Below are 24,396 nucleotides of genomic sequence, written 5' to 3' on the forward strand. Positions count from 1 at the left end.
TCAACTTATGAAAAAGCTATTCTCGAGAGTTTTCGTATTATCCTTATTTTTATTTTTAAACCAGTTCACCGTATTTTCCCAAGCTTTGAGTCCGCAGCAAATTGATAGTTTGGTGCAAAAAAGTATGAAAACCTTTAATGTGCCGGGTATGGCTGTAGCTGTAATAAAGGATGGCGAAATAGTTTCAAAAAAAGCTTATGGAAAACGGTCCCTAAAAACGGGAAAACCCGTAACTACCGAAACGCTTTTTGGAGTGGCTTCCAATACCAAGGCTTTTACCACCGCAGCTTTGGCACAACTGGTAGATAAGGATGAATTGGAATGGGATACCAAAGTAACCAACATTATTCCTGAATTTAAACTGTACAACCCCTATGTGACCAGTGAGTTTACGGTGAGGGATTTGGTAACCCATCGCAGCGGATTGGGACTTGGAGCCGGGGACCTTATGGTTTTTCCAGCTTCAAATACTACCACAATGGACGAAATGATCCATAATTTAAGGTATTTAAAACCGGTTTCTTCTTTTCGGTCTAAGTATGATTACGACAATTTGTTATATATCGTAGCGGGAGAAATTGTTGCCAGGGTTTCTGGAATGACCTACAATGATTATATCGATAAGTATTTCTTTGAGCCTTTAAACATGGAACGAGCTACGATGAATACAAAAGAAATCGCTGAGGATGATAACCGCATTGATGGTCACGCGCCGGTAAATGGAGAGTTGAAAATTACCGGAGAAACATTTACCGAGATTGCGACTCCTGCTGCAGGTATTTATGCTTCTATAAACGATATGACCACCTGGGTAAAGGCAAGACTAAATCACGGCAAGTATGGTCCTGGTTTACAGGATAGTCTTTTCAGCGAAAAACAACACCGGGAAATGTAGACACCGCAAACCATCATTAAAAGTGGAAAAGGTCCATATAACACCCATTTTTCCGCTTATGGATTGGGTTGGTTTTTGAGTGATGTAAATGGTTATTTTCAAGCAACGCATACCGGTGGATTGCTGGGAATTGTAAGTCAGGTGACCTTGATACCCGAAATGAATCTTGGTATTATCGTACTTACTAATCAGCAGTCTGGAGCTGCCTTTAGGGCAATAACCAATTCCATTAAAGATGGTTATTTTGGTATAAACGGTAAAAACCGGGTAAAAGATTATAATGATGCTCGTTTAAAAGCTGAAAAACGTGCCGATAGCATTACCTCTGAAGTTGAAAAAGCAATTTCCGGAAACGAAGGAAATAAAGCTTTAGAACCTAAGCCTAAGAATTATACCGGAACTTATAAAGACGCCTGGTTTGGAAAGGTTGAAATAGAAAAGCAAAAAGATGGAAAACTTTCTTTTGAATCTAAAAAATCATCTGATCTAACTGGTAAAATGCAGTTTTATAAAGGCACCATCTATGTAGTACGATGGAATGATGCTTCCCTTAAAGCCGATGCTTTTGTGAATTTTACACTAGATATAGAAGGCCGTGCGAATGGCTTCACCATCAAACCAATTTCGCCTTTAACCGATTTTAGTTATGATTTTCAGGATTTGGACTTTAAACGGGTAGAGTAGTAGTTTGGGCTGTCATTCCGCCGAAGGAGGAATCTTTTCTTCTAACAATAAGTATTGTTTATTCCGCCAGTTGCGCCTGTTTTGAGCAAAGTAGAAAGCTTCTGAGCAACAAGCTAGGTTATTATCAACGTAGTGCTAAATTATAGCCTAATAGTTTTTGTAAAGTTGGCTTCGAAAAAATAATTTCTAGATGATTTAATTTGTCTAGAATTTTGGCAGATTTTTGAGTTGAACTCTTTTACGAAATGTAGAAAAAACGCTGATTATTCAGACTATAAGTCGTACTTTTTTTAGTAAAATAGAATTCTAAAAAGAAATAAGTTTTTCGATCTATAAATGGAGTTTTCGTGCTTAAGCAGAATCACTACTAATTCTTTGTATTCTTATGCCTTTGGAATATTGCCTAATTAGTTTTTATTAGCCAGAACTTTGTGAAAAATCACCATACAAATTAACCTTAATCCACTCCAATGTTTACAATAAAAGCCCGGTATTTTAAAAGTGCAACAAAGACCGCACCGCCAACTGCATTTCCAAATAAAGCTAAACTCTGAAACGTGAGATAGTCTGAAAGCACAACTTTTGGAGTGCTAATTAACCCTGCAAAAACTTCAATATTTCCTATAATACTATGGTGTAACCCGGTAAAGGACATGGTCGCTGTGATTCCAAAAATCACAAGAATTCGGCTTACGCTGTCTTTAAAGGAGGTAATTAACCAGCTAAGTAAGCCCATAAGCCAACCTGCAAGAATTGCACTTATAAAAATGGTAAACGAGTCTGCATCGGTCACATGAACTGCAATTTTTTCTACGGTTTGCATATCGAAAATATGCAGTTTGGGGCCTATCCAAATAAGCACAAGCGCCATGAGATAACCACCAATTAAATTCCCCAGGATAACCACGCCCCACAGTTTGAGTAAGTTCCAAATCGATTGCTTTTTATTTAAAACAGGTAAGCTCAATAAAGAAGTCTGTTCTGTAAATAAAATAGATTGTCCTAAAACGACCATAAGGAAGCCAAAGGGGTAAACGAAAGCAAGCATTTTAAAAATCACTTTTTCAGCAACGATTCCCGTAAGAAAATAAAATAGAGTACAGAGCAAAAGATAAGTAAAACCAATTTCCAAACCGGCCGAGAAAGAGCTTAAAAAGATACTCCCGGAGCTGCGATCGTAGATCTCCTGGCCTTCAATGATCTGATCTTTTAAAATCTCGCCATGACTTTTCGATTTTGCTTCATCAGAAGAATCAGACTTCTTTAATTCTGAATCAACTTTTTGCTGTTTTTGTTCTTCTTTTAGGTCGTCACTCATAGCATTCAACTTTTTAAATAGGCCGTTTATTCTGTGAAAATTTCACCTATTATTTTTTGCAAAATACCATAAGATTTTTAATTGTATCTACGCACAACCTATTTTTAAGAAAAAAATAATTTCTGCTAATTATATTATCTATAATTCCGGTTACCTTTATGTTACTTACTTCAAAAAATATTTGACTTTTTGAAGATACAGAGCTTTTAACCAATTCTAATTAGCTAAATACCTGTTTAAAATCATATCAAGATAGCATCTTTAAGTAAACAAGAATTTCTAATTTTACGTAAAGAAAATACAAACTTAAAAATATAGAAATCTATTTTATGGATATCAATAAACCTGTATTTAGCTACGATGAATTTTATGAATGGACCAAAGAATTGGTAAAGGCCGGGAAAACATCTGGTGAAAATCAAACTGAAGTTCTGGCCGACTTTACCGCACTCAACAAAAGAAGGATGAGGCGGTTAAATAAGACGATAAAAATTAAGCCTGAATTATTAAAGCTTTTGGAGAATATAAAGCAGCCGCAGCATTGGATGGTCATTACCGAAGCCTGGTGTGGAGATAGCGCCCAGTCTTTACCGGTAATAGGAAAGATGGCCGCCGCTGCGAAAAATGTAAAGCTTAGCGTGGTTCTGCGCGACGAAAACCCAAAACTTATCGAAAAACATCACACTAACGGCAGTAAGTCTATTCCCAAATTGGTGGCTTTTAATGAAGCTGGAGATGAACTGTTTAGTTGGGGCCCAAGGCCTGCACCGGCGCAGGAACTATTAATGAATTGGAAAAAAGAGCCGCAGGGTAGAAACTGGGAAGAATTTGAAAAAGAACTGCATACCTGGTATGCGAAAGATAAAACCAATACCATACAGCAGGAATTTATTAGCTTGCTTAGCCATATTTAAGTAAGCCTGAATTAAAAAAAGCAACGAGACTATTAAGTTTCGTTGCTTTTTTACTCGATAATCGATGTTTTTTAAAGATGCTCTGAGGCTTGCCTCGCAAACAAATTAGTACTTTTTTTATAATACCTCGTGAACTTGCTGCGAGGTAGTTTGTGGGGATGTATTATCCTTTTCCTCTGTAATTCTGACCGTCAAATTCTTCCCGGTCATAAAAAGAATCGTCACTTTCTGATATTCCGCGGTGATTTGGTCTTTCTTTATGGCTTTCTACGTTTTTAGGAGATTTACCCGGAGTTTCACTATCAGTTAAAGCTTCTCTTTTTTTGTTAGACCAAAATTCGGGATCCTGGCGTTGACGCTCTTCTTCCAATAACAGTCTTTCCTGCTCTAATTTTACACGTTCCTCTTCCAGCTCTTTACGTTTTTGTTTAAGATCGGCTTTTTCCCTCTCTAGTTCCTCCCTGGTAAATTCTCTATTAGAATCTTGCTCCATGTGGCGCTGTTCTTTTTCCCGATCAGCTTTATAAGGCGATTTTTTTATTGCTGCCTTATCTTCACGGGAAGTATCAACAACTCGTTTGCGTTTGTATGATCCCATTACCGCTTCTTCATATTCACGATTAATATTTGCGCCTGTTCTTATCCGTTTAGTTTCAGCAAAGGTTTGATGATCTATAGTGTTGGTATAAACAAATTTCTGGTCATTGTTTATATCTACCAATCCCACCGGAATAATAATGTGGTTTTCTCCTTCTTTGTTCACAAATTCATGCACCTCCGCGTTTGCCGGCTTTCCGTAGGGATCGTGATTGGCTTCTATAATGGTTTCATCTACTTCTACATCGAGATAAACTACGCGTTCCAAATCTTTATTTACCAATAAATTGTCAACTTTCCCAATTACGCGATTGTCCTTGTCTTTAACGCTCCAACCGGTAACATCAGAATAATTGCTCGCTACCTTATAGTCGGAGAGTTCGTTTAAATAATATAAATGTTTCTTTTTATTTTTCATGTTTTTATTCTTTATGGTTAGTTCATCTTCCTTAAAACATCGGCTGTTTTATCAAAAAACGCTTCTATCTCATCCTGCTGATTAGACATTTCTTTATCGGTTTCTATTGCCGATAAAGATTTTTTTGCCGCTTCAATTTGCTCTGATAACTGCGGAAATTCTTTCTGCTGAAGTTCTTCCAAAGCTTCTATTACTTTATCACCGGTGTTCTTTATTTTTTCCGAAGAAATACTTTTAGTATTTTCTGAAGTATTCATAACCTCTTTTCGTATTTGATCTAGATTTGAATCTAAATCATACTCCAATGCTTTAGCATTTACCGCATCTACGAGCTTTAAAAGCGCATTATTTGTGTAGGTGCTGTCACTTCCCAACTTATCGTCATCTTCTATAGCAGCATAATAAGCTGAAGATAAAGATGCAAAACCACCCGATAAGGAGTCATTAAGTTGTTCATTTTCCCAGGTATCTGTATTTTCTTGATTACCTTCAATCTCTAAAGAATCCCTCGTTTCTACCTGTTCCATATCATCGGTATCAGAAAAATCATCATCGGCATCATTGTCTGCAAAGACGAGAAAATACAGCAATGCAAGAATGACTAATACGATAATAAGAATCCACGGCCAGATTGGTTTCTTTTTTTCAATTTTAATTTCTGCCATAATTTTTAATATTTGATTGGTTGTTTTAAATATTTAATATTAACTAAATTAATGCTTAAATAAGTAGAAATAATTAATAACAACCTAAATGATTGTTAATTAAGCATTAAAAAATTATTGATCCTATTATTAAGTCTAGAAATCCTTAAGAATAGTAAACCCATCTTTTATATCATTGCTCTTTGGTTAAAATTTAACCATTTAACCCTTTTCTGTAAGTGTCCGGTTTGTTATCCCGATTGGCTCTTTTACCGGTTTAAGTTGAAGCAGCACTCAACTTAATAGCTAATCATATTTCCAATTGTCACCAAACGGTTACATTTCCAAATTGCTTATTGGTTTCGTTTTAAAGAAAAGCCTAACTTCGACCAAAATTTCAAAGATTTTGTTCGCAAAATATGCTCAGGTTTTTTTAATCTGCCATAATTATTTAGAAAAAGAACCTTAGTTTAAGTGAATTTGTAAACAGCGAAAATTAGCGTAGAAACATGCCGAGTACAAATATTGGTATTCTATTTTTAGTGATTTATACCGTAGGAATTACCGCGGTTGGTATTTGGAATAGAAAGAGTGAAAATAGTGAAGATTTTTTCCTGGCTTCCCGTAAACTTCCTGCCTGGTTACTGGCAATCACTTTTATAGCTTCCTGGTGGGGTGGGGGATCTGCCATAGACCTTGTAGATCACGCCCATAGAAATGGGATTAGTTCTTTTTGGATTTACGGCGTGCCGGTATTAATAGCCACAGCACTTATGTATGTATTTGCTAAAGGCATTAGAAATATTGGCTCTATTTCGCAATCCCAGTTAATGGAACAACGCTATAACAGTACAGTTTCATTATTACTTACCATTTTTATTATAATTTTTATGGTAATTGCCGCTTCGGTACAGGTAATCGTAGTCGGTAAATTTTTCCAGGCTTTTTTTGATCTCAGCTATCAAACGGGAGCGATTATAGGTACTTTAATCGTATTAACCTACTCCCTGTTTGGCGGATTTAAAGGCGTGGTACTTACCGATTTGCTTCAGTTTTTATTCTTTTTATTTACGGGAATTTTCCTGTTTTATATTGCCTATAATGAATCTGGTGGGTTAGAGGCGGTAAAAGCAACCGCATCGTCTAATAATAAAACCGGTTATACTTCGTTGTTTAATGATGTATCAGATAACCTGGCATATGTGATTACATTTGGTACTTCCTGGATGATCCAGGCAAATATTTGGCAACGAATTTCAGCGGCAAAAAAAGCTACCGATGCCAAAAAAATGATGGTAATTAGTTTTATCGCTTTTATTCCGCTTTACCTTATGGTAACTTATACCGGAATGTTTGCTTCGGTTTTTTACGATACTGTTCCAGAAAGTGGGATTGTGCCCAGTATGATAAGTAATATCTCAAATCCCGTAATAAGTTCTATTCTTTTTGTTGGGTTAAGTGCCGCAATAATGTCCACTATGGACTCTCTTATCAATACCGGCGCTTTATCGCTAAGCGTAGATATTTATAAAAAGTACATTAATCCCGCCGCTTGTGATGCCCTTAGCGTGAGGGTAGGTCGAGTTTCTACCTTTATCATTGGAGCCCTGGCTTTATTGATAGCTTTAAAAATCAAATCGGTTTTAACGATTTCATGGATAGGTTCAGATTTTCTTACCAGCGGGGCTTTTATACCTTTAGTATTTGGGTTTCTATGGGTGCGGGGAACAGATAAAGCAGCGACAATTTCTATGCTTTTCGGATTAATATTTTCCACTTATAATCTATTAGTTGCACTTGGGTTACCGTTACCTATTGCCTGGGAAATCGCTTCGGTTACACAGGCTTTAATTGGTATCTCCATTTCGCTTATTTTATATATAGGCATTAGTTTTATGACTAAAAATGATAAAGAGAAAAGCAGGAGATTTATACGTAAAGCCAATATTTTGAACCGAAAATATGAGTAGATAATCTGTGTTTTATTAAAATATAAATTATCATTGATGTCCGATAAAAATATAACCAATTAGCATGTTCTCTTTTATAGCAAAGCCCAAAAGCGATTTCATAATTATCCTCCTTGCTATTAAAAATCTTCACGAAAAAGAGTTAATTGAAGTATATCACTTATGAAAAAAGCAGGATTCTCAGTTAGTTAGAGTTTAGTCTTTTCTCTTTTTTCTTGCAGTGAAGCGATCTTGTTTCTTTGCCGGACAGTCGTGATAAATTACTGATTTTCCTTTCTGATAATTTTATAAAACAACAATGTTTTTAATGAATCCCAGGTTAAAAGTTTAAGGAATTTCTAAGATTTGTTCCCTGTTTAAAGCCTTAGCTTTGTCGCGTGAAAAATAACAGCTCAAAAACCATCTTCGGAACCGACTCTCGTATAATCGTGTTAGGAATTGCCAGAATGGCCGATGCCCTGGGTAATTCTTTTTTAATTGTAGTACTACCGCTTTATATAGCAAGCGGCGAAGTAACCGGAGATTTTTTCGGATTTTCAGAATCGCTTATTACAGGCCTTGTTATAGGGCTTTTTGGCCTGGTAAGTAGTTTTTGTCAGCCTTTTACCGGTCGTATATCAGATAAAATGGGAAAGCGACGGCTGTTTGTCCTGGTTGGTCTGTTTATTTTTATGTTGGCCAATTTTTCTTATTCCATAGCGCATAATTATACAGCACTTTTAATAATTAGGGCTATACAGGGATTAGCAGCTGCATTAACGATTACAGCAACCCTTGCACTGGTAAGTGAAGTAAGCTCCAATGGGAATCGTGGTGGTAATATGGGAGTTTATAATGCCTTTAGGCTTATTGGTTTTGGAATTGGTCCATTAGCAAGTGGCGCTCTGGTTGAGGGCGGGCCTTATCACCTTCCAATAGTAGGTGAGTTTAATGGGTTTATGGCAGCCTTTGCCTTAGCTGCCATTGCCGCTTTAGTGAGTTTTTTATTGGTGGCATTTTTTGTACATGATCCCGAGGATATAGAGCCAAATTCCGAAGGGATGATTATTCGGTTTAGATCGCGCGAGCCCGGGAAGTTTCTGGATCCTATTTTCACCCTTGGCCTTGCAACCTTATTTATGAGTATGGGGTTTGCTTTGCTGGCACCTATAGAATTGGAAGTTAACGAAAGACTTTCTCAGGGTGCTTTTCTTTTTTCCGTAGAATTTAGCGCACTTATTGGTTCTATGGCTATATTGCAACCCATAATTGGGAAAGCAAGTGATAAATACGGTAGGCGTATTTTTATAATTATAGGTTTGGTATGTTTAATCCCCATTATTATTGCTGAAGGGCTTGCCACGCAACCCTGGCATATGATAACCGCACGAGCATTACACGGGATTAGCGCTGCTATGGTTTTTGCCCCCGCACTGGCGTTAGCCGGTGATTTGGCGAAAAAAGGTCAGGCTGCCGCACAGCTATCGGTGCTTACCGTGGCTTTTGGTCTGGGAATTTCCCTGGGCGCTTTTTTAACGGGTTATGCCATTCGCTTCGGCTTCGTAGTGCCTTTTATTATTGGTGCTGTCCTTGCGGCCATCGGTGCAGTTTTAGTGAAAACACAAGTGCCCAAAGGAGAAATTGCGAAGAGTTAAGTCTGAAATTATTTAGACTAAATTATTTTTCTGAATATTTTCTGAAGTAATAAAAATCTAATCGATAGGTTTCTATATATTTTAGAAGACAATTTGATTTAATATTTCCAAAAACTATCTACGGAAACCGGAAACATGTCCTGAAAAGTTCGACTTATAGCTATAAACCGTATAGCTACATATTAATTTCGCGACATACTTTGCAATAAAAGATCCAATTAAAATTGGGAAAAATAAGATAAAGCCGTCACTTACTATTCCGCAGACGAGAAATAGGGCGGTAAGGGGGGCGTGAATTGCCGCGCTAAGCATAGCTGCTGCCCCAATTAGTGCAAAATTTAGCACAATAAGTTCTGTGTTAAAAAAGTGATTGCAAACTATTGCTATAAACATTCCTAAAATAGCACCGGCCACAATACTGGGAGCAAATACACCGCCATCCCCACCGGCCCCTAAAGTTAAAGATGCAGCCAGTGGTTTTAAAAATACCAGGGCGAGTAGGACCAGGGCAAATTTTGCAGAGAATATACCCTGCACACTCTCGTGCATTAATTCTGTTATTGCGTGATAGCTGTCACCATACAGCTGCGGAAAAAAGAAAATACCTATTCCTACCAACAAGGCACCAGTATTTACACGAAGAAAATTGTTTTTAATTCCGCCAATTTTGTCTTTAATGATGATTACACTCTTGGTAAAATAAACCGCTGTTAGTCCTGCTAAAACACTTAGTAAAACCATAAAAGGCAGGGCCTCTTTATTCCAGGTGATGACTGAAAAATCAAAGAGTTGTCCCACTTCATTAAAATGAAGAAACAACCAGGCGGTGAAAACGGCTATTGCGCAACTTAGAACGATGGTTTTAGTGATTTTTCTGGCAATAACTTCTACAGCAAATAGAAATCCGGCGATTGGGCTGGCAAATAGAATTGCAATTCCGGCAGCTACCCCGGCACAGATTAATTCAGTTTTAAAAGCATTGGGAACCTTATCTTTACGATGTAAAGAAGCACCCATTGCAGCAGTTGCAACCACAGTAGAAACTTCAACTCCCGTAGAGCCACCAAAAATAATGGTTAGAAATCCGTTGAGGTAATGAGAAGGAACTTTATAGAAAGGCAGTTCATCCCGGCGATGATCGAGGGTGTGAAATATCTCTTTTATTCCTTTATTTTTCTTGCCTTTGAAGAGGTGTTTCCGAGCAAAATAGACTAGGGTAATACCAATGGAAGGCAAGATAATAAACAGCAGGGACCAACCAGAAGTAATAACTGCATTAAAAATATGCTCTTCAAAAAACTCGGTGAGACGTTTTAAGGAAACCGCCAGGAAAGTAGCCAGAACTCCAATTATGATAGAGCTCACTATTAAATTTACATAACTTTTTCTAACTACGCTTTTTCTCATGCTCTTTAAATCTTTTTTACAACTTGCGTTTGCAAATATCAAAATTTTATCTGCTAGTTATTTTATAAAATGATATTATTAAAAAGTCAACTTCTGAAAAATTACAAAAATCCGGATCAAACCGCCAGATGCAAAGTTTTCCTAATTGCGTAAAGACAAAACACAAAAATGGATACCACTAAGTTTATGCCCGGCGAAATACATTGCGCATAATGAATAATTCATTTTTAAGGCGAATTCAGGACATACTTCTTAAATAAATCATCCAGGGTTTCTTTAGGATTGTAGCATAAGCCGGGGTGGGTAGGCGAACTCTGAATAATAGTACTCCTGGAAGCTGCCAGCCATCTAAACCTATCAGAGAGTTCCAGGCTGCCAATAACACCTGCATCGGGTTTTCCTTCACATACTAATTGCCAGGCTTCTAAATACGCTTCAATTTGAGCCATATTAACCTCACATGAAAAAGCATCCAACTTTTTGGTATTCACAAAGTATTTTACCCCCAAAAACTTTTTCCGTTTAGAAAAAAGAATAACGCCAATATTAAAGAACTCTTCGCGTTCCACTTTTGGTACCAGTCTAATAATCGCATATTCAAAAGTAACTCTATCTTTCATCCTGGGCTTCTTTTGCGAGGGTGTCAATCATAGAAATTTTAGCGTCTAAATAGGTGATATAAGCTGCTCTTTTATCATTAGGTGTTATGGTTTCTTTTTCATTTGTTAACCAATCTTCCGGAATTTTAGAAACAATAGCTTCCACGGTATCCTGGTTAAGAATTTCCTTAATTTTTTTAGCTGCTTCCAATAAATGGGAGGCTTTAGCTAAAAGGACGTGGTTTTTTATTAGGGGAAATGTTCTGGTTAAATGATTTTTCCAGGTGGGCCAGTTATGATGAAAATAGAAACTTGCCCCATTATCAATAACCCAGGTTTCTGTATGCCATTGTAGTAAATTGGTGTTCTTGTGGGTACGGTCTATATTGCTAATTAAGCTATCTAACAGTACAATTTTAGAAGCGGTAATTCCATCGATTTCAGAAACCAAAGGATCATAGGTTATAGCTCCAGACAAAAAGTGCAACCCCAAGTTCAGCCCAACACTAAATTTTAATAAATCCTGAATTTCTTCGTCAGGTTCAGTTTGGCTAAAAGAATCGTCGAGATTCATAAAAACCAATTCGGGAACTTTTAAGCCTATAGCACGGGCCAATTCCCCTCCAAGAAATTCTGCTATAAGCGCACTTTTTCCCTGTCCTGCTCCTCTAAATTTTAGAACATAGAGAAAACCGTCATCAGCTTCTACGATAGCGGGAAGCGAACCACCTTCGCGCAAAGGTTTAATATACTGAACAACATTTACAGTTCGAATATCGGGATTTATCATAACGGCAAAGATACTAAGGATCTGTTTAGAAATAAAACATCAGGAATGGAGGTAGCTGTTTTTATTCGCAGCAGGACGAAAACAGGGGATAATTGTGGCGTTCAACGAGAGTTGCGAAGAAAATACAAGTAAAATAAAAAGAGTTTTTATGGATAGGTTCCAATCCTTTCTTCAAGAACAATTTTTTACAATTTCTTGCAATTTATTCGATAATAGAGATTTAAATGCTCTGAGGTTTGCTTCGAAATTAAATTATTACTCCTTTATAATACCTCGTGGGCTTGCCCGGAGGTAGTTTATTTTAACGAACTCTACGTAATTTAATAGTACTTAACAGCATTGCATTTGTATTCCTAAATTCATAAATACTTGTTTTAATAAACCGAAAATTGTTTATAATGAACTAATTTAACGGGGAATATAAATTAGTTAATATGGCCAGGTTTGCAATAGCGCTTCACGGTGGTGCGGGGACTTTGATAAAAGGAAATATGACGCCAGATAAAGAAAAGGCGTATAAAAAAGTACTTTCCGAAGCTTTGCAAAAAGGCTATACGGTGTTAGAAAATGATGGAGCCGCCGTAGATGCGGTGCAGGAAGCGGTGATGTGTATGGAAGATTCCGCCTTGTTCAATGCCGGAAAGGGCAGTGTTTTTTCTGCGAATGGCACCCACGAAATGGAGGCTGCGATAATGGAAGGAAAAACCAGAAAAGCAGGAGCTGTTGCGCTGCTCACAGGTATTAAAAATCCAATTTCTGTAGCGAGGGATGTGATGGAAAAAAGTCAGCATGTGTTTCTTTTGGGGCAGGGAGCTCTGGAATTTGCCAAATCTATGGATCATGTTCTTCAGGATTCGAAATATTTTTATGATGAGTTTCGTTATCAGCAATGGCAGGAAATAAAAGGCTCTTCCCAGTTTCAATTAGATCACAGTAAATCCAAAAATTCAAAATTTGGTACCGTTGGAGCGGTGGCTTGTGATCGTCGGTCTAATCTTGCAGCCGCTACTTCTACCGGCGGCATGACCAATAAAATGATTGGCAGGCTCGGGGATTCTGCGGTGCCAGGGGCTGGAAATTATGCCAACAATAAAACCTGCGCGGTAAGCTGCACGGGTAGTGGGGAATATTTTTTACGGGGCGTGGTGGCTTACGATGTCTCCTGTCTTATGGAAATGAAAAATATGACTTTACAGGAAGCTGCCGAAGAAGTTATTCAGCGCAGGATTTTAGAGATTGGCGGTGACGGGGGATTGATTGCTGTAGATGCGGAAGCCAATATTAGCCTACCCTTCAATACCGAAGGAATGTACAGGGCGTTTCAAACTTCCGATGGTGTTGCAGGAGTTAAAATCTATAAAGATTGACTTTCCTGTTTTGCCGTTTTAGTTACCGGTACCACCCGTATTTCCCGTTTTAAGATATCAAAATGATAGCCATTGGCAAGCACGTGGGTTTTTAAATTTGCAATAGTCATTGGGTGCCCAACTTTGGTGCTGGCCTGATTATTAAAGCTAAGTTCACTCGCATCAAAAATAATAACCATTCCCGTGCCTACTATTTCAAAGGAATTACAATTTTTAACCACCAGGCCGGTATCCTCGGCAAGTCCAATTCCAATTAAGTTCGTAAACCGCGCCGTGGCTTCTGCCAAACGCCCAAACCTGCCACGTCTTATAAAATGGGAATCGATAATTAAGTGAGGAATAAAACCAAGGCCCTCGCCCATACTTACCGCGCCTTTATTAAAAAATTCTTTTCCGCCCCCGCCGGTAATCATTTCTTTAGACATGCACATTGCTCCTGCACTGGTACCGGCAATTACGATATTTTCCTTTTCAAAGCGTTCTAATAGGATTTTATGAATTGTACTTCCACCAATTTTATGAACAATTTTTGATTGACTTCCGCCAGAAAATAAAATACAATCTGCCTGCTCTATCAACTTTATGTTTTCTTCATCTTCCGATTCATCCCGGTTGCGGATGTCTGCCACAGCAAGATTTTTACAACCAATTTGACCAAAACTATCGATGTAATTCGATGATACTTCTTCCGGAATTCGTGATGCTGTAGGAATAATAACAATATTGGCTTCTATACCGCCACTTTCTTTTACCACCCTGGCCAATACGCTTTCTTCTACAAACTCTAGATGATCCTGTTCCCGGGTATTTATACCCTTATCCTCGTTTCCGCCAATTATAATCAAAATACCTTTTACATCCATAATTCTTTGTTATTTATTTACTAATTTAAACTTATGATTCAAAATAATAGGTAGTTTTAATAAAATGATTTTGAATTTAAAAATTAATTCTAATGAAGATTAGGGAAATTACCGCTTTAAGAGGGCCAAATTATTATTCCGTAAGACGTCATAAATTAATAGTGATGGTTTTAGATTTAGAAAATCTCGAAGAAAAACCATCAAATAGAATCCCGGGTTTTTATGAACGTTTAAAGAAACTTTTGCCCAGTTTGCAAGAACATCATTGTTCTGAAGGTCATGAAGGTGGTTTTTTTGAACGTGTAAAAGACGGCACCTGGATGGGGCATATTATAGAACATATTGCATTAGAAATACAAACCCTGGCGGGAATGGATACCGGTTTTGGAAGGACCCGCAGTTATGGGGAAGAAGGTGTTTATAATGTTGTTTTTTCTTATGAAGAAGAAAATGTAGGCAGGTATGCTGCAAAAGCTTCCGTAGCAATCTGCGAAGCTTTAATTGCCGATGAACCGTATGATTTAAAGCCCGAGATTCAGCGTATGCGCGAAATAAGGGATCGTGATAGATTGGGCCCCAGCACCGGCGCTATTATTGCAGAAGCCGAAAAAAGGGGAATTCCCTGGATTCGCTTAAACGAAAATTCCCTTTGTCAATTGGGATATGGCGCAAACCAAAAACGAATTCAAGCGACTGTTACCAGCCAAACCAGTTCTATAGGTGTAGAATTGGCGGGCAATAAAAAAGACACAAAATATATGCTGAAACAAGCTGAAATACGTGTTCCCAACGGTGCTATTGTCTCTAAAATGGAAGAACTGGAAGCAGTTTGTGAAGAAATTGGTTTTCCGGTAGTGGTAAAACCCATTGGCGGAAATCACGGGAGGGGAATTAGTGTCGCTTTAAAGAATTTGCCCGCCGTGGAAAAAGCTTTTAAAGAAGCCAAAAAAGTTTCCTATGATATTATTGTGGAACAACAAATTTCCGGCTACGATTTTAGGTTATTAGTGATTAATAATCAATTTATAGCTGCTTCAAAGAGAACACCGGCGCACGTGGTAGGCGATGGAAAATCTACTATAAAGCAATTGATAAAAGAAAAAAATAAGGATCCGCGTAGGGGCTACGGTCACGAAAATGTGCTTACCATGATTAGCATTAACCAACTCACCAAAACCATTATCGCGGCTAAAGGGTACAATATAAATTCTATATTAAAAAAGGATGAGGTTTTAGTTTTAAAAGACACCGCAAACCTTAGCACCGGGGGGACGGCAGAAGATGTAACCGATATTGTTCATCCTGAAAATGTGGCCGAGGCCGAACGTATTTCCAGAATTATAGACCTCGATATTTGCGGGATAGATATAATGACCGAAGATATTAGTAAACCCTTATCCAAAACCAGGGGAGCTGTTTTAGAGGTTAATGCGGGACCCGGTTTTCGAATGCATTTGGCGCCAACTATAGGAAAAGCTCGAAATGTGGCAGAACCGGTGGTAGAGCAATTGTTTCCACAAAAAGCAGATACCGGAAAAATTCCTATTATCGCCGTCACAGGCACCAATGGTAAAACCACCACTACACGCCTCATAGCGCATATGGCAAAAATGAGTGGCTGCCGCGTGGGTTATACCACGAGTGATGGGGTTTATATTCAAAACCAACTTCTACAGGAAGGTGATTGTACCGGGCCGGATAGTTCCAATTTTGTACTAAAAGACCCGACTGTTAATTTTGCGGTGATGGAATGTGCCCGCGGCGGATTGCTGCGGGCGGGATTGGCTTTTTCACAATGCGATGTGGGGATTGTAACCAATGTAAGCGAAGATCATCTTGGCCTAAGAGGAGTGCACACCATAGATCAATTAGCGCGTGCCAAAGCGGTTATTCCAGAGATTGTGATGCCAGAAGGTTATGCAATTTTAAATGCCGACGATGATTTGGTGTATGCGATGCGTGAGAATATATCTTCTAAACTCGCCCTTTTTTCGATGCAGCAAGCCAATCCCAGGATTTTGGAATTGCAGGAGCTAGGCGGGATAACCGCGGTTTACGAAAACGGCTACGTTAGTTTATTTAAAGGATCCCGAAAAATGCGGGTAATTAAAGCTGAAAACATCCCCTTAACTTTTGGTGGCAAAGCGACTTTTATGATTCAGAATATTTTGCCGGCAATAATTGCGGCGCACGTGCAAAATATCGAGATTCAGGATATAAAAGCTGCTTTGGGAACTTTTATTCCTTCGGCTTTGCAAACCCCGGGACGACTAAATTTATATGAATTTCAAAATTTTAAAGTACTGTTGGATTATGCGCATAACCGCGCCGGAATGCGTGCTTTAAAAAATTTAACCGATGGCATGGATGCTTCTGTAAAAGTAGGGGTTATTGCCCCAATAGGCGATAGAAGGGAAGAAGATAATATTGAAATTGGAAAAATTGCCGCAGAAATGTTTGATGAAATAATTATTAGGTTAGATAAAGACTTGCGTGGTAAATCTGCCGATGAACTTTTGGCAATGGTCACCAAAGGTATCCACTTGATCAAACCCAATTTAAAACCGGAAGTAATTTCCTCTGAAACTGAAGCTGTAAAAAAAGCCATAACAAAAGCGCAAAAAAACGCTCTAATTGTAGTTTTTTGTGATGATGTAACATCTGTAACTAAAGTAGTGGTAGAAATGAAAAAAGAAGAGCACAGTAAATAGAAAACGTTACAAGTTTGTTGGATGAAGAAAATGTTCCCGGAAGCTTAATTTATGGGATTCAACCGTTAATAATTAATTTTGCTCTAGTAAACTTCAAACCAAATTATCCAAACCATTCTTGTAGCTGCTGTTCTTCTTCTGCAGGTTCTTCCTCAACCTGTTTTAAATCTAATTTTACAAGATTTTTCTTAGAATTTAAATACCTGTTGACAATCCGTTCAGCGTAGCTTGAATTTTTTTGTGGCACTAAGTAGTCTTTAAATTGTGCCGTGTTTTCAAAATCATCGGTTTCGGTTATAAAACCGTAACCTGCGTAACGACCTTTGTTTAAATAAATAAATGATTTTTCTTCTTTAGTTCTCCCGTTTTCTACCAGTAAACAGGAATTCTCATATTCGTTAATATAATCTATAGCCTTAGAAACACGTTGGTTGTAGGTAGAATTATCAATTTCATCCTCGCACACGCCACTACAGCTCTTTATTTTATAATGACTACACTGGGATACACCTCGTTGCAATCCGCAATATTTGGGACATAAATCGAATTTGATACAGAGCTCTTCCATAAATTTTACGGCTTCTTCACGCGTGTAAAATTTCATCCAACTCACCGGTGATATTTTATTCTTATGAATCACAAATTGTTCAATTCCTTTTTGATTATGATAGGAGGTAAGCGTATAAGGCCGGGTTACCTTTTTTTGCGCTTTATTGAATTTTGGGAAAAACTTCAGGATTAATTCAGATTCGCGTAGTAAAGCCAGTAATTCACTACCAGTAAGCTCATAATCAATACTATAGGTAGCTTGCATTAATTTATACTTGCTGTTTGATTTTGCCTGAAAATGTGACTTTATTCGGCTTTTAATGTTTTTTGCTTTCCCAATATAAAGTGGAATTCCTTCTTTATCCTTAAAAAAATAGACTCCGGTCGATGTGGGAAGTTTTTCAAAATCTGAATCTTTAAAATGTGGGGGTAAGTAGGAAGCCGCTGTACGCTGATTTAATAAATTGGTAAGCACTTCATCGTTATTATCTAAATCTACACAGCGCTGAAACAAGGTTACCGTAGCTTCGCAATCCCCGCGAGCACGATGCCTGTCTACGTGTGGAATGTTTATAGAAGTACAAATATTTCCCAGGCTGTAAGAAAAAAGTCCGGGAATAAGCTTTTTGGCCAATCGTACCGTGCAAAGACGCTTTCTATCGAATGTGAGATTTAAATTGTTGAATTCACCCCGAAGAATATGATAATCGAAATTTACGTTATGGGCTACAAAAATACAGTCTTTAGTAATCCTGTCAATATCCGCAGCAATTTCAGAAAACTGTGGTGCATCTACAAGCATTTGGTCATTAATCCCGGTGAGGGTTTCAATGTATAAAGGAATTTCAGTATTGGGATTTACTAAAGAATCATATTCTTCTATTACCTTTTCGTTTTGAACAACAATGATACAAATTTCGGTGATTTTATTCCCTTTTATACCACCGCCAGTGGTTTCAATATCGGTTATAGCAAATTTTACATCTTCCATACCTACAAAATTACACATTTAAATCAATAAAGAAGGAATAAATACTAAATAATGGATAAAGTCCAAAGAAGTGATTTGGTTAAAAAGAATTCTATAATAATATCACAAGCTTTTAAAACTTGAAGAATACCTACATTTTTTGTTGACCAGACGGTAGCGTTTCAGATTATTAAAAAGCATTATAGATAATTTGAGAATTATTCTAAAGATACACTTTCATTTTTTAGTGGTACCATTATAATTCATAGTGGATTTTATTTTTGCTAAGGATATATCTTTCTAAATTATTATGAATAATTTTTACTATTTTCATAGCTGTGATTGTAATAAATTAAGACTCATTGATAAATTTTCAAAAATGATCAAATCCTTTTCATTATCCCTGTGGAGGTTATATTATTATAAACAATGACGGAACTTATCTCTCTCAGAGAGGCGAGTATAGTTATTCAAAAAGTTTTATTAAGGAGGTAAAGGATTTCGCGAATAATTAAATAGCAGTGTTGGTTTAATCTTGAACCGGAAACTGCTTTAAATTTCAATCGATAATTGCGATTTTAATGCTCCAACTCTTGCCTCGAAATCAAAACAACCTTCCTTTATACCTCGTCCGCTTATTCCGAGGTAGTTTACTTGCTGCATCAGCATAAATTTCGAAAAAGAAGGTGTACTTAGGTCTCAAAGTATATAGGATATATGAAATGCAAAAGCACTATTAGATACTTCTTACTTTCATGTACCTTCGCAAATTATGAATAATTCGGCTCCTCCTTTAAAACGAAATTGGATCCTGGCAGCCCTTATGCTCACTATGTTCTTGGCTGCGATGGATATTGCCATAGTTTCTACCGTGATTCCACAAATAGTTGGTGATCTTGGCGGATTTAAAAAGTTTTCCTGGGTATTTTCAATTTACCTCTTAACCCAAACCGCCAGTATTCCGCTTTACGGAAAAATGACCGATTTATACGGGAGGAAAAAGATTTTACTCTTTGGAATGGTCGTGTTTCTTATTGGTTCAGCGGCCTGTGCTGCATCCTGGAATATAGAATCTTTAATAACTTTTCGCGGCTTGCAGGGACTTGGCGCAGGTTCTGTTATGGCAACAGTAAATACCATTGCCGGCGATATTTATTCTATAAAGGAACGTTCTAAGATTCAGGGGTGGTTGTCCAGTATTTGGGGGATTTCAGCTATTGCCGGGCCGGCGCTGGGAGGCGCGATGGTAGAATTTGTAAACTGGCGGTGGATTTTCCTTATAAATATTCCCATTGGTATTGTTGCCGGAGCATTGCTTATTATTTTCCTTAAAGAAAACCTCAATAAAAAGAAACCAAAGATAGATTACCTGGGAGCTTTATTAATTTTTAGTACGCTCACTTTGTTTATCACTTTTTTACTGAATGGCGGCCAGGAATGGGAATGGCTTTCTGGCTGGAGCCTGGGATTATTATTTGTAGTCATAATTCTAACTATATTGACCATAAAAGTGGAGCGAAAGGCAGCTTCTCCCATAATGCCACTTTGGTTGTGGACTAACAAAACTTTTTTGGGTTCAAACCTGGCGCTTATGGGAATGGGCGTCATTATTATGGGACCGGAAACATACCTGCCAACTTTTGCACAAGCTTCCCTGGGCGTAGGTGTGACAGTTTCGGGATTAATTTTGGCCAGTATGAGTATCGGTTGGCCCACTGCTTCGGCACTTTCGGGCAGGTTGTATTTGCACATTGGCTTTAGAAATACCGCTATTATAGGGGTGTTTTGCGTACTGACGGCCGCTGTAAGTTTTTTGTTTATTTCTTATCCGCAGCCCATTTATTTGCTTGTAATTAATCAAGTTATTTTAGGCGCCGGCTTTGGTTTGATCTCCACGCCGGTTTTGGTAGGAGTGCAGTCGGTGGTGAACTGGGAACAGCGTGGTGTGGTAACCAGCGCCAGTATGTTTGGCCGAAACCTGGGACAAACCATAGGTGCAGCAATTGTAGGGGCTATTTTTAATACCTCTTTTTCATATCAGATAGAAAATGCCCAGTATCAATTACCTGAAAATAATGGTAATATTTTAGAAATGCTACAATCTCCGGGCCTTTCCCAAAAAGCTGAATCCTTTCTGAAAAGCGCTATCAACAACGCCTATCACCATATTTATTATGGCATGGCGATATTGGCGGTTATCACTTTTCTAATCATTCTTTTAATTCCGAAGCGATTAGAGGTGAAAACTTCAGAATAAGAAACTAACTGAATTAATTTCTTCCCATTATTTTAAAGACCTCAGGATCTGTTTAAGACTTTCAGAATATTTCAGCATAAACAATTATAAAATTGAACTTATAGCATTAGCGCAGCGATCCTGGATCTTTCCCGGGTCCCAGTGATTTAATGCTACTTTTCTGAAGAAAAAAAATCTTTTAAAAATTAATTACTGATTCTTGTCAGTTTTAAATTCATTAGTTTAAAGTTTTGGACTTATACTTTGAATTAATTTTATTTTTGTGTTAGAAATTAATTAACATCATTGAAGAGAAGTGTTTTTTAGCGCGGGAAACTCATTTTTGATCAATCCCAAACACCCGGGATAGTTGAGCTTAATCGCTAGAAGCATATAATAAATTTTATGAATAATCTGGATTTAAAAATATGAACAAAGGAATTTATATAGCCACGTTAGAGTCCCATAGTGGAAAATCTATGATCTCCCTGGGCTTGATGCGTACCTTGCTGGGTAAGATGGAAAAAGTAGGTTACTTTAGACCTATAATTGGCAACGTTCCAAAAGGGAAGAAAGATAATCATATAGACACGGTTTTAAGTTATTTTGATTTAAACATTCCTTATGAAGATACCTATGTTTTTACCAGAAGTGAAGTTATAAAAAAAGAAAACGAAGGTAAATCTGGGGAAATTATAGACGCTATAATAAGCCGTTATAAAAAACTGGAACAACAGTTTGACTTTATTTTGGTAGAAGGTAGTGACTTCTCTGGTGAAGGTAGTGTGTTTGAGTTTGATGTGAATGTTTTAATTGCCAAAAACCTGGGAATTCCGGTTATTATCATTGCCAGTGGGGATAATAAAAGCTGGGAGGAATTATTGGGGAATCAACAAATGGCTTTTAGAGCTTTTACCGAGAAAGAAGTTCCGGTGATGGCTATGGTGGGTAATAAAATTCAGGAAGATAACCTGGAACTTGCTACAAAAAATATGCAGGAATTTTTACCAAAAGATGTCGCTGTTTTCGCAATTCCATTAGTAGAAACTTTAAAGAGTCCTACCCTAAAAGAGATTGTAAAAGCGCTAGATGGAAAAGTTTTGTTTGGAGAAAAATTTCTCGATAATCAAACCGGTAGTTTTGGAGTTGGGGCGATGCAGCTGCGCAACTATCTTACTACCTTAAAAAACGAAAGCCTGGTAATTACTCCCGGAGATCGAGCCGATATTATATTGGGTGCTTTACAGGCAAATATCTCCAGTAATTATCCAAGAATTTCAGGGATTATATTAACCGGCGGTTTAACTCCTGAGGAATCTATCCTGAAACTCATTGAAGGACTATCTGATGTAGTTCCTGTCATCTCTGTAGAAGAAGGTACTTTTGCGGTTACTAATAAAGTGGGAGATATTAAGTCTAATATTTATGCCGATAGCATTCAGAAAATACAAACTACCATTAGCGTTTTTGAGCGTTATGTGAATTTTGATCCTTTGGTAGAAAACTTGATGAACTATACACCGCAAGGTATTACTCCCAGAATGTTTCAGTATAGTATGGTGCAACAGGCGCAGCAAAGTAAAAAACACATTGTTTTGCCAGAAGGGACAGATGAACGCGTTCTTACAGCCGCAAAGCGCCTGGTAGATATGGATATTGTAGAACTCACCTTATTAGGAAATCCTGAAAATATTAAAAAGATTTCGGCCAATCTTGCCTTGAACCTGGATTTTGAAAAAATTAATATTATAGATCCCATTAATTCCCCAAACTTATATGATTATGCCGAAACCTTCTATGAGCTTAGAAAACACAAGGGGGTAAATATGGATATGGCCAAAGACAGGATGTGCGATGTTTCCTATTTTGGTAGCATGATGATTTATAAAGGTCAAGCCGATGGAATGGTATCTGGCGCGGCTCATACTACCCAACATACTATTTTACCGGCTTTACAGTTTATAAAAACAAAACCAGGAGTATCGGTAGTATCTTCAGTATTTTTTATGTGTCTTGAAGATCGTGTTTCTGTATTTGGTGATTGTGCTATTAATCCAAACCCTTCTGCAGAAGACCTGGCAGAGATAACCATTTCCTCAGCTGAAAGTGCTTCGGCCTTTGGTATAGAACCAAAAATTGCAATGCTTTCGTACTCATCGGGAGCCTCGGGAAAAGGAGAAGAGGTAGATAAGGTGCGCAAAGCAACCCAGCTGGTAAAAGAGCAGCGTCCTGATTTTAAAATAGAGGGGCCAATACAATATGATGCAGCCGTAGATATAAGCGTTGGAAAGAGCAAATTGCCAGGTTCTGAAGTTGCCGGGCAGGCCAATGTTTTAATTTTTCCAGATTTAAATACAGGAAATAATACCTATAAAGCTGTACAACGGGAAACGGGAGCACTAGCCATTGGACCAATGCTTCAAGGCTTAAATAAACCGGTAAATGACTTGAGTAGAGGTTGTACCGTAGCCGATATTTATAATACTGTAATTTTAACTGCCATCCAGGCGCAAGGAATTTAATTTGACATGAAAAATATCTTAATTATAAATTCAGGAAGTTCTTCTTTAAAATTTCAACTAATTCAAATGCCCAGTGAAACAACCCTGGCTTCGGGTTTGGTGGAACGTATAGGATTAGATCACGCTCAATTGCATTATCGAACAGAAGATGTAAATATTTCTGAAGATATTGGGGCAGAGAACCACACCCTGGCACTAAAAGCGATTACCAATTTGCTAATGGATGCTGATAAAGGGGTGATAAAAGATGTTTCAGATATTCCTGCGATAGGGCATAGAGTGGTTCATGGAGGAGATGTTTTTACCGATACCGTAGAAATTGATGAAAGTGTAAAGTCTAAAATTAAAGATTTTTTCGACCTGGCACCCTTGCATAATCCGCCTAACCTGGAGGGAATTGAAGTGGCCGAAAAACTTTTTCCGCAAGCAAAACAAATTGCCGTTTTTGATACCGCCTTTCATAGTAGCATTCCAAAAAAAGCGGCACAATATGCCATTCCTACCAAATTTTACGAAGAACACCATATTCAGGTTTATGGGTTTCACGGGACAAGTCATAATTATGTAACTAATCTCGCTACAAAACACTTAAAGAAAGATGAATCAAAATTAATTAGTATTCACTTGGGGAACGGGTGTAGCATGACCGCAGTAAAAGATGGGAAAAGTATAGACCATTCTATGGGGTTTACCCCTTTAGATGGTTTGATAATGGGAACCCGAAGCGGAAGTATCGATCCTTCGGTGATTTTTCACATGGTCGATAAGTTGGGATATAGCTTTGAAGAGGTAAGTAAGCTTTTACAAAAAGAAAGCGGGATGCTGGGCCTCACCGGTTATAGCGATCTAAGAGAGATTGAGAAAGAAGCCGAAAATGGAAACCGCCAGTGCCAGCTCGCGCTTGAAATGAACGCCTACCGGATTAAAAAATATATCGGCTCTTATATCGCAGCTATGAACGGAGTGGATGCTATTATTTTCACCGCAGGAATTGGCGAAAACAGTGATGTTATAAGACGCTTAGCTTGTAAAGAAATGGATTTCTTCGGAATAGTGCTGGACGAGGAGAAGAATAAAGTTCGTGCTAAAGAGGTTCGTTTTATCAATAAGGAAGAAGCCAAAGTGAAAGTTATGGTGATACCTACCAATGAAGAACTTGAAATCGCGCAGCAAACTTACAATTTGGTTTTTTAAAATTAACTCATTAAAATAAGAACAGGCAGCCGCAGGATGTAGTTATTTTTACTGCCCACGGCGACTGCCTATTACAACTGCCCACTGAGACTTTTTTACTGTGACTGCCAACTT

18 protein-coding genes are annotated in these 24,396 nt (G+C 37.9%); 10 read left to right on the top strand and 8 right to left on the bottom strand.

Features of this window, described 5'->3' with window-relative positions:
• The first annotated feature begins 7 nt into the window (after positions 1-7).
• Together BUA71_RS17765 and BUA71_RS17960 are read left to right on the top strand one after the other, a co-directional pair.
• Positions 8-895, top strand: coding sequence for a serine hydrolase domain-containing protein (locus BUA71_RS17765; protein WP_317040881.1), 888 nt, complete (start codon positions 8-10; stop codon positions 893-895).
• A 75-nt stretch (positions 896-970) separates the two neighbouring features.
• The gene (locus BUA71_RS17960; RefSeq protein ID WP_317040882.1) at positions 971-1,579 is read left to right on the top strand and encodes a DUF3471 domain-containing protein; all 609 of its coding nucleotides are present in this window, start codon (positions 971-973) and stop codon (positions 1,577-1,579) included.
• Between the two features lie 457 nt (positions 1,580-2,036).
• On the opposite strand, the gene BUA71_RS01715 is transcribed toward BUA71_RS17960, so the two are convergent.
• Positions 2,037-2,897 (bottom strand): formate/nitrite transporter family protein, encoded by an 861-nt coding sequence (locus tag BUA71_RS01715; protein ID WP_072876078.1) that lies wholly within the window; start codon positions 2,895-2,897, stop codon positions 2,037-2,039.
• A gap of 329 nt (positions 2,898-3,226) precedes the next feature.
• Here BUA71_RS01715 and BUA71_RS01720 point away from each other — a divergent pair, with 329 nt between their 5' ends.
• Positions 3,227-3,811 (top strand): thioredoxin family protein, encoded by a 585-nt coding sequence (locus tag BUA71_RS01720; protein ID WP_072876080.1) that lies wholly within the window; start codon positions 3,227-3,229, stop codon positions 3,809-3,811.
• 163 nt (positions 3,812-3,974) lie between these two features.
• Here BUA71_RS01720 and BUA71_RS17460 read toward each other — a convergent pair whose 3' ends face one another.
• A complete protein-coding gene (locus tag BUA71_RS17460) occupies positions 3,975-4,826 on the bottom strand; it encodes a hypothetical protein (RefSeq protein ID WP_072876082.1) in 852 nt (283 codons plus the stop codon).
• A 17-nt stretch (positions 4,827-4,843) separates the two neighbouring features.
• Positions 4,844-5,491: a hypothetical protein gene (locus BUA71_RS01730; protein WP_072876084.1), complete on the bottom strand. Its 648-nt coding sequence runs from the start codon at positions 5,489-5,491 to the stop codon at positions 4,844-4,846.
• A 488-nt stretch (positions 5,492-5,979) separates the two neighbouring features.
• On the opposite strand from BUA71_RS01730, the gene BUA71_RS01735 reads away from it, so the two are divergent.
• Positions 5,980-7,440, top strand: coding sequence for a sodium:solute symporter family protein (locus BUA71_RS01735; RefSeq protein ID WP_072876086.1), 1,461 nt, complete (start codon positions 5,980-5,982; stop codon positions 7,438-7,440).
• A 377-nt stretch (positions 7,441-7,817) separates the two neighbouring features.
• On the top strand, positions 7,818-9,074 hold the full coding sequence (locus BUA71_RS01740) for an MFS transporter (RefSeq protein WP_217653600.1): 1,257 nt from the start codon (positions 7,818-7,820) through the stop codon (positions 9,072-9,074).
• 114 nt (positions 9,075-9,188) lie between these two features.
• Here BUA71_RS01740 and BUA71_RS01745 read toward each other — a convergent pair whose 3' ends face one another.
• From BUA71_RS01745 to BUA71_RS01755, 3 genes are all read right to left on the bottom strand, one after another.
• Positions 9,189-10,481 (bottom strand): chloride channel protein, encoded by a 1,293-nt coding sequence (locus BUA71_RS01745; RefSeq protein WP_072876088.1) that lies wholly within the window; start codon positions 10,479-10,481, stop codon positions 9,189-9,191.
• Positions 10,482-10,708: 227 nt separating this feature from the next.
• Positions 10,709-11,101: a DUF3037 domain-containing protein gene (locus BUA71_RS01750; protein WP_072876090.1), complete on the bottom strand. Its 393-nt coding sequence runs from the start codon at positions 11,099-11,101 to the stop codon at positions 10,709-10,711.
• On the bottom strand, positions 11,091-11,870 hold the full coding sequence (locus BUA71_RS01755) for a HipA family kinase (protein ID WP_072876092.1): 780 nt from the start codon (positions 11,868-11,870) through the stop codon (positions 11,091-11,093). The genes BUA71_RS01750 and BUA71_RS01755 overlap by 11 nt, the downstream gene beginning before the upstream one ends.
• Positions 11,871-12,304: 434 nt before the next feature.
• On the opposite strand from BUA71_RS01755, the gene BUA71_RS01760 reads away from it, so the two are divergent.
• The gene (locus BUA71_RS01760) at positions 12,305-13,237 is read left to right on the top strand and encodes an isoaspartyl peptidase/L-asparaginase family protein (RefSeq protein ID WP_072876094.1); all 933 of its coding nucleotides are present in this window, start codon (positions 12,305-12,307) and stop codon (positions 13,235-13,237) included.
• On the opposite strand, the gene BUA71_RS01765 is transcribed toward BUA71_RS01760, so the two are convergent.
• Positions 13,225-14,100, bottom strand: coding sequence for a cyanophycinase (locus BUA71_RS01765; protein WP_072876096.1), 876 nt, complete (start codon positions 14,098-14,100; stop codon positions 13,225-13,227). The two genes, BUA71_RS01760 and BUA71_RS01765, sit on opposite strands and share 13 nt — an antisense overlap.
• Positions 14,101-14,192: 92 nt before the next feature.
• Between BUA71_RS01765 and cphA the strand changes: the two genes are divergently transcribed.
• Complete coding sequence (cphA, locus tag BUA71_RS01770; RefSeq protein WP_072876098.1) at positions 14,193-16,811, top strand: cyanophycin synthetase; 2,619 nt, start codon at positions 14,193-14,195, stop codon at positions 16,809-16,811.
• A gap of 103 nt (positions 16,812-16,914) precedes the next feature.
• Here cphA and BUA71_RS01775 read toward each other — a convergent pair whose 3' ends face one another.
• Positions 16,915-18,351 (bottom strand): exonuclease domain-containing protein, encoded by a 1,437-nt coding sequence (locus BUA71_RS01775; protein WP_072876100.1) that lies wholly within the window; start codon positions 18,349-18,351, stop codon positions 16,915-16,917.
• Between the two features lie 751 nt (positions 18,352-19,102).
• On the opposite strand from BUA71_RS01775, the gene BUA71_RS01780 reads away from it, so the two are divergent.
• The 3 genes from BUA71_RS01780 to BUA71_RS01790 all read left to right on the top strand — a co-directional run bounded on the left by BUA71_RS01780 (position 19,103) and on the right by BUA71_RS01790 (position 24,282).
• A complete protein-coding gene (locus BUA71_RS01780; RefSeq protein WP_072876102.1) occupies positions 19,103-20,587 on the top strand; it encodes an MDR family MFS transporter in 1,485 nt (494 codons plus the stop codon).
• A 407-nt stretch (positions 20,588-20,994) separates the two neighbouring features.
• On the top strand, positions 20,995-23,088 hold the full coding sequence (gene pta, locus BUA71_RS01785) for a phosphate acetyltransferase (protein ID WP_072876104.1): 2,094 nt from the start codon (positions 20,995-20,997) through the stop codon (positions 23,086-23,088).
• A gap of 6 nt (positions 23,089-23,094) precedes the next feature.
• A complete protein-coding gene (locus BUA71_RS01790; RefSeq protein WP_072876106.1) occupies positions 23,095-24,282 on the top strand; it encodes an acetate/propionate family kinase in 1,188 nt (395 codons plus the stop codon).
• Positions 24,283-24,396 lie beyond the last annotated feature (114 nt).

This window comes from Salegentibacter echinorum, assembly GCF_900129445.1.
Lineage (GTDB): Bacteria > Bacteroidota > Bacteroidia > Flavobacteriales > Flavobacteriaceae > Salegentibacter > Salegentibacter echinorum.

Coding starts and splice junctions, on each gene's coding strand:
- BUA71_RS01715 (WP_072876078.1), bottom strand. CDS start 2,897: ATGAGTGACGACCTAAAAGAAGAACAAAAACAGCAAAAAGTTGATTCA.
- BUA71_RS01760 (WP_072876094.1), top strand. CDS start 12,305: ATGGCCAGGTTTGCAATAGCGCTTCACGGTGGTGCGGGGACTTTGATA.
- BUA71_RS01730 (WP_072876084.1), bottom strand. CDS start 5,491: ATGGCAGAAATTAAAATTGAAAAAAAGAAACCAATCTGGCCGTGGATT.
- BUA71_RS01735 (WP_072876086.1), top strand. CDS start 5,980: ATGCCGAGTACAAATATTGGTATTCTATTTTTAGTGATTTATACCGTA.
- BUA71_RS01720 (WP_072876080.1), top strand. CDS start 3,227: ATGGATATCAATAAACCTGTATTTAGCTACGATGAATTTTATGAATGG.
- BUA71_RS01780 (WP_072876102.1), top strand. CDS start 19,103: ATGAATAATTCGGCTCCTCCTTTAAAACGAAATTGGATCCTGGCAGCC.
- cphA (WP_072876098.1), top strand. CDS start 14,193: ATGAAGATTAGGGAAATTACCGCTTTAAGAGGGCCAAATTATTATTCC.
- BUA71_RS01790 (WP_072876106.1), top strand. CDS start 23,095: ATGAAAAATATCTTAATTATAAATTCAGGAAGTTCTTCTTTAAAATTT.
- BUA71_RS01775 (WP_072876100.1), bottom strand. CDS start 18,351: ATGGAAGATGTAAAATTTGCTATAACCGATATTGAAACCACTGGCGGT.
- BUA71_RS01755 (WP_072876092.1), bottom strand. CDS start 11,870: ATGATAAATCCCGATATTCGAACTGTAAATGTTGTTCAGTATATTAAA.
- BUA71_RS01750 (WP_072876090.1), bottom strand. CDS start 11,101: ATGAAAGATAGAGTTACTTTTGAATATGCGATTATTAGACTGGTACCA.
- BUA71_RS01765 (WP_072876096.1), bottom strand. CDS start 14,100: ATGGATGTAAAAGGTATTTTGATTATAATTGGCGGAAACGAGGATAAG.
- BUA71_RS17460 (WP_072876082.1), bottom strand. CDS start 4,826: ATGAAAAATAAAAAGAAACATTTATATTATTTAAACGAACTCTCCGAC.
- BUA71_RS01745 (WP_072876088.1), bottom strand. CDS start 10,481: ATGAGAAAAAGCGTAGTTAGAAAAAGTTATGTAAATTTAATAGTGAGC.
- pta (WP_072876104.1), top strand. CDS start 20,995: ATGAACAAAGGAATTTATATAGCCACGTTAGAGTCCCATAGTGGAAAA.
- BUA71_RS17765 (WP_317040881.1), top strand. CDS start 8: ATGAAAAAGCTATTCTCGAGAGTTTTCGTATTATCCTTATTTTTATTT.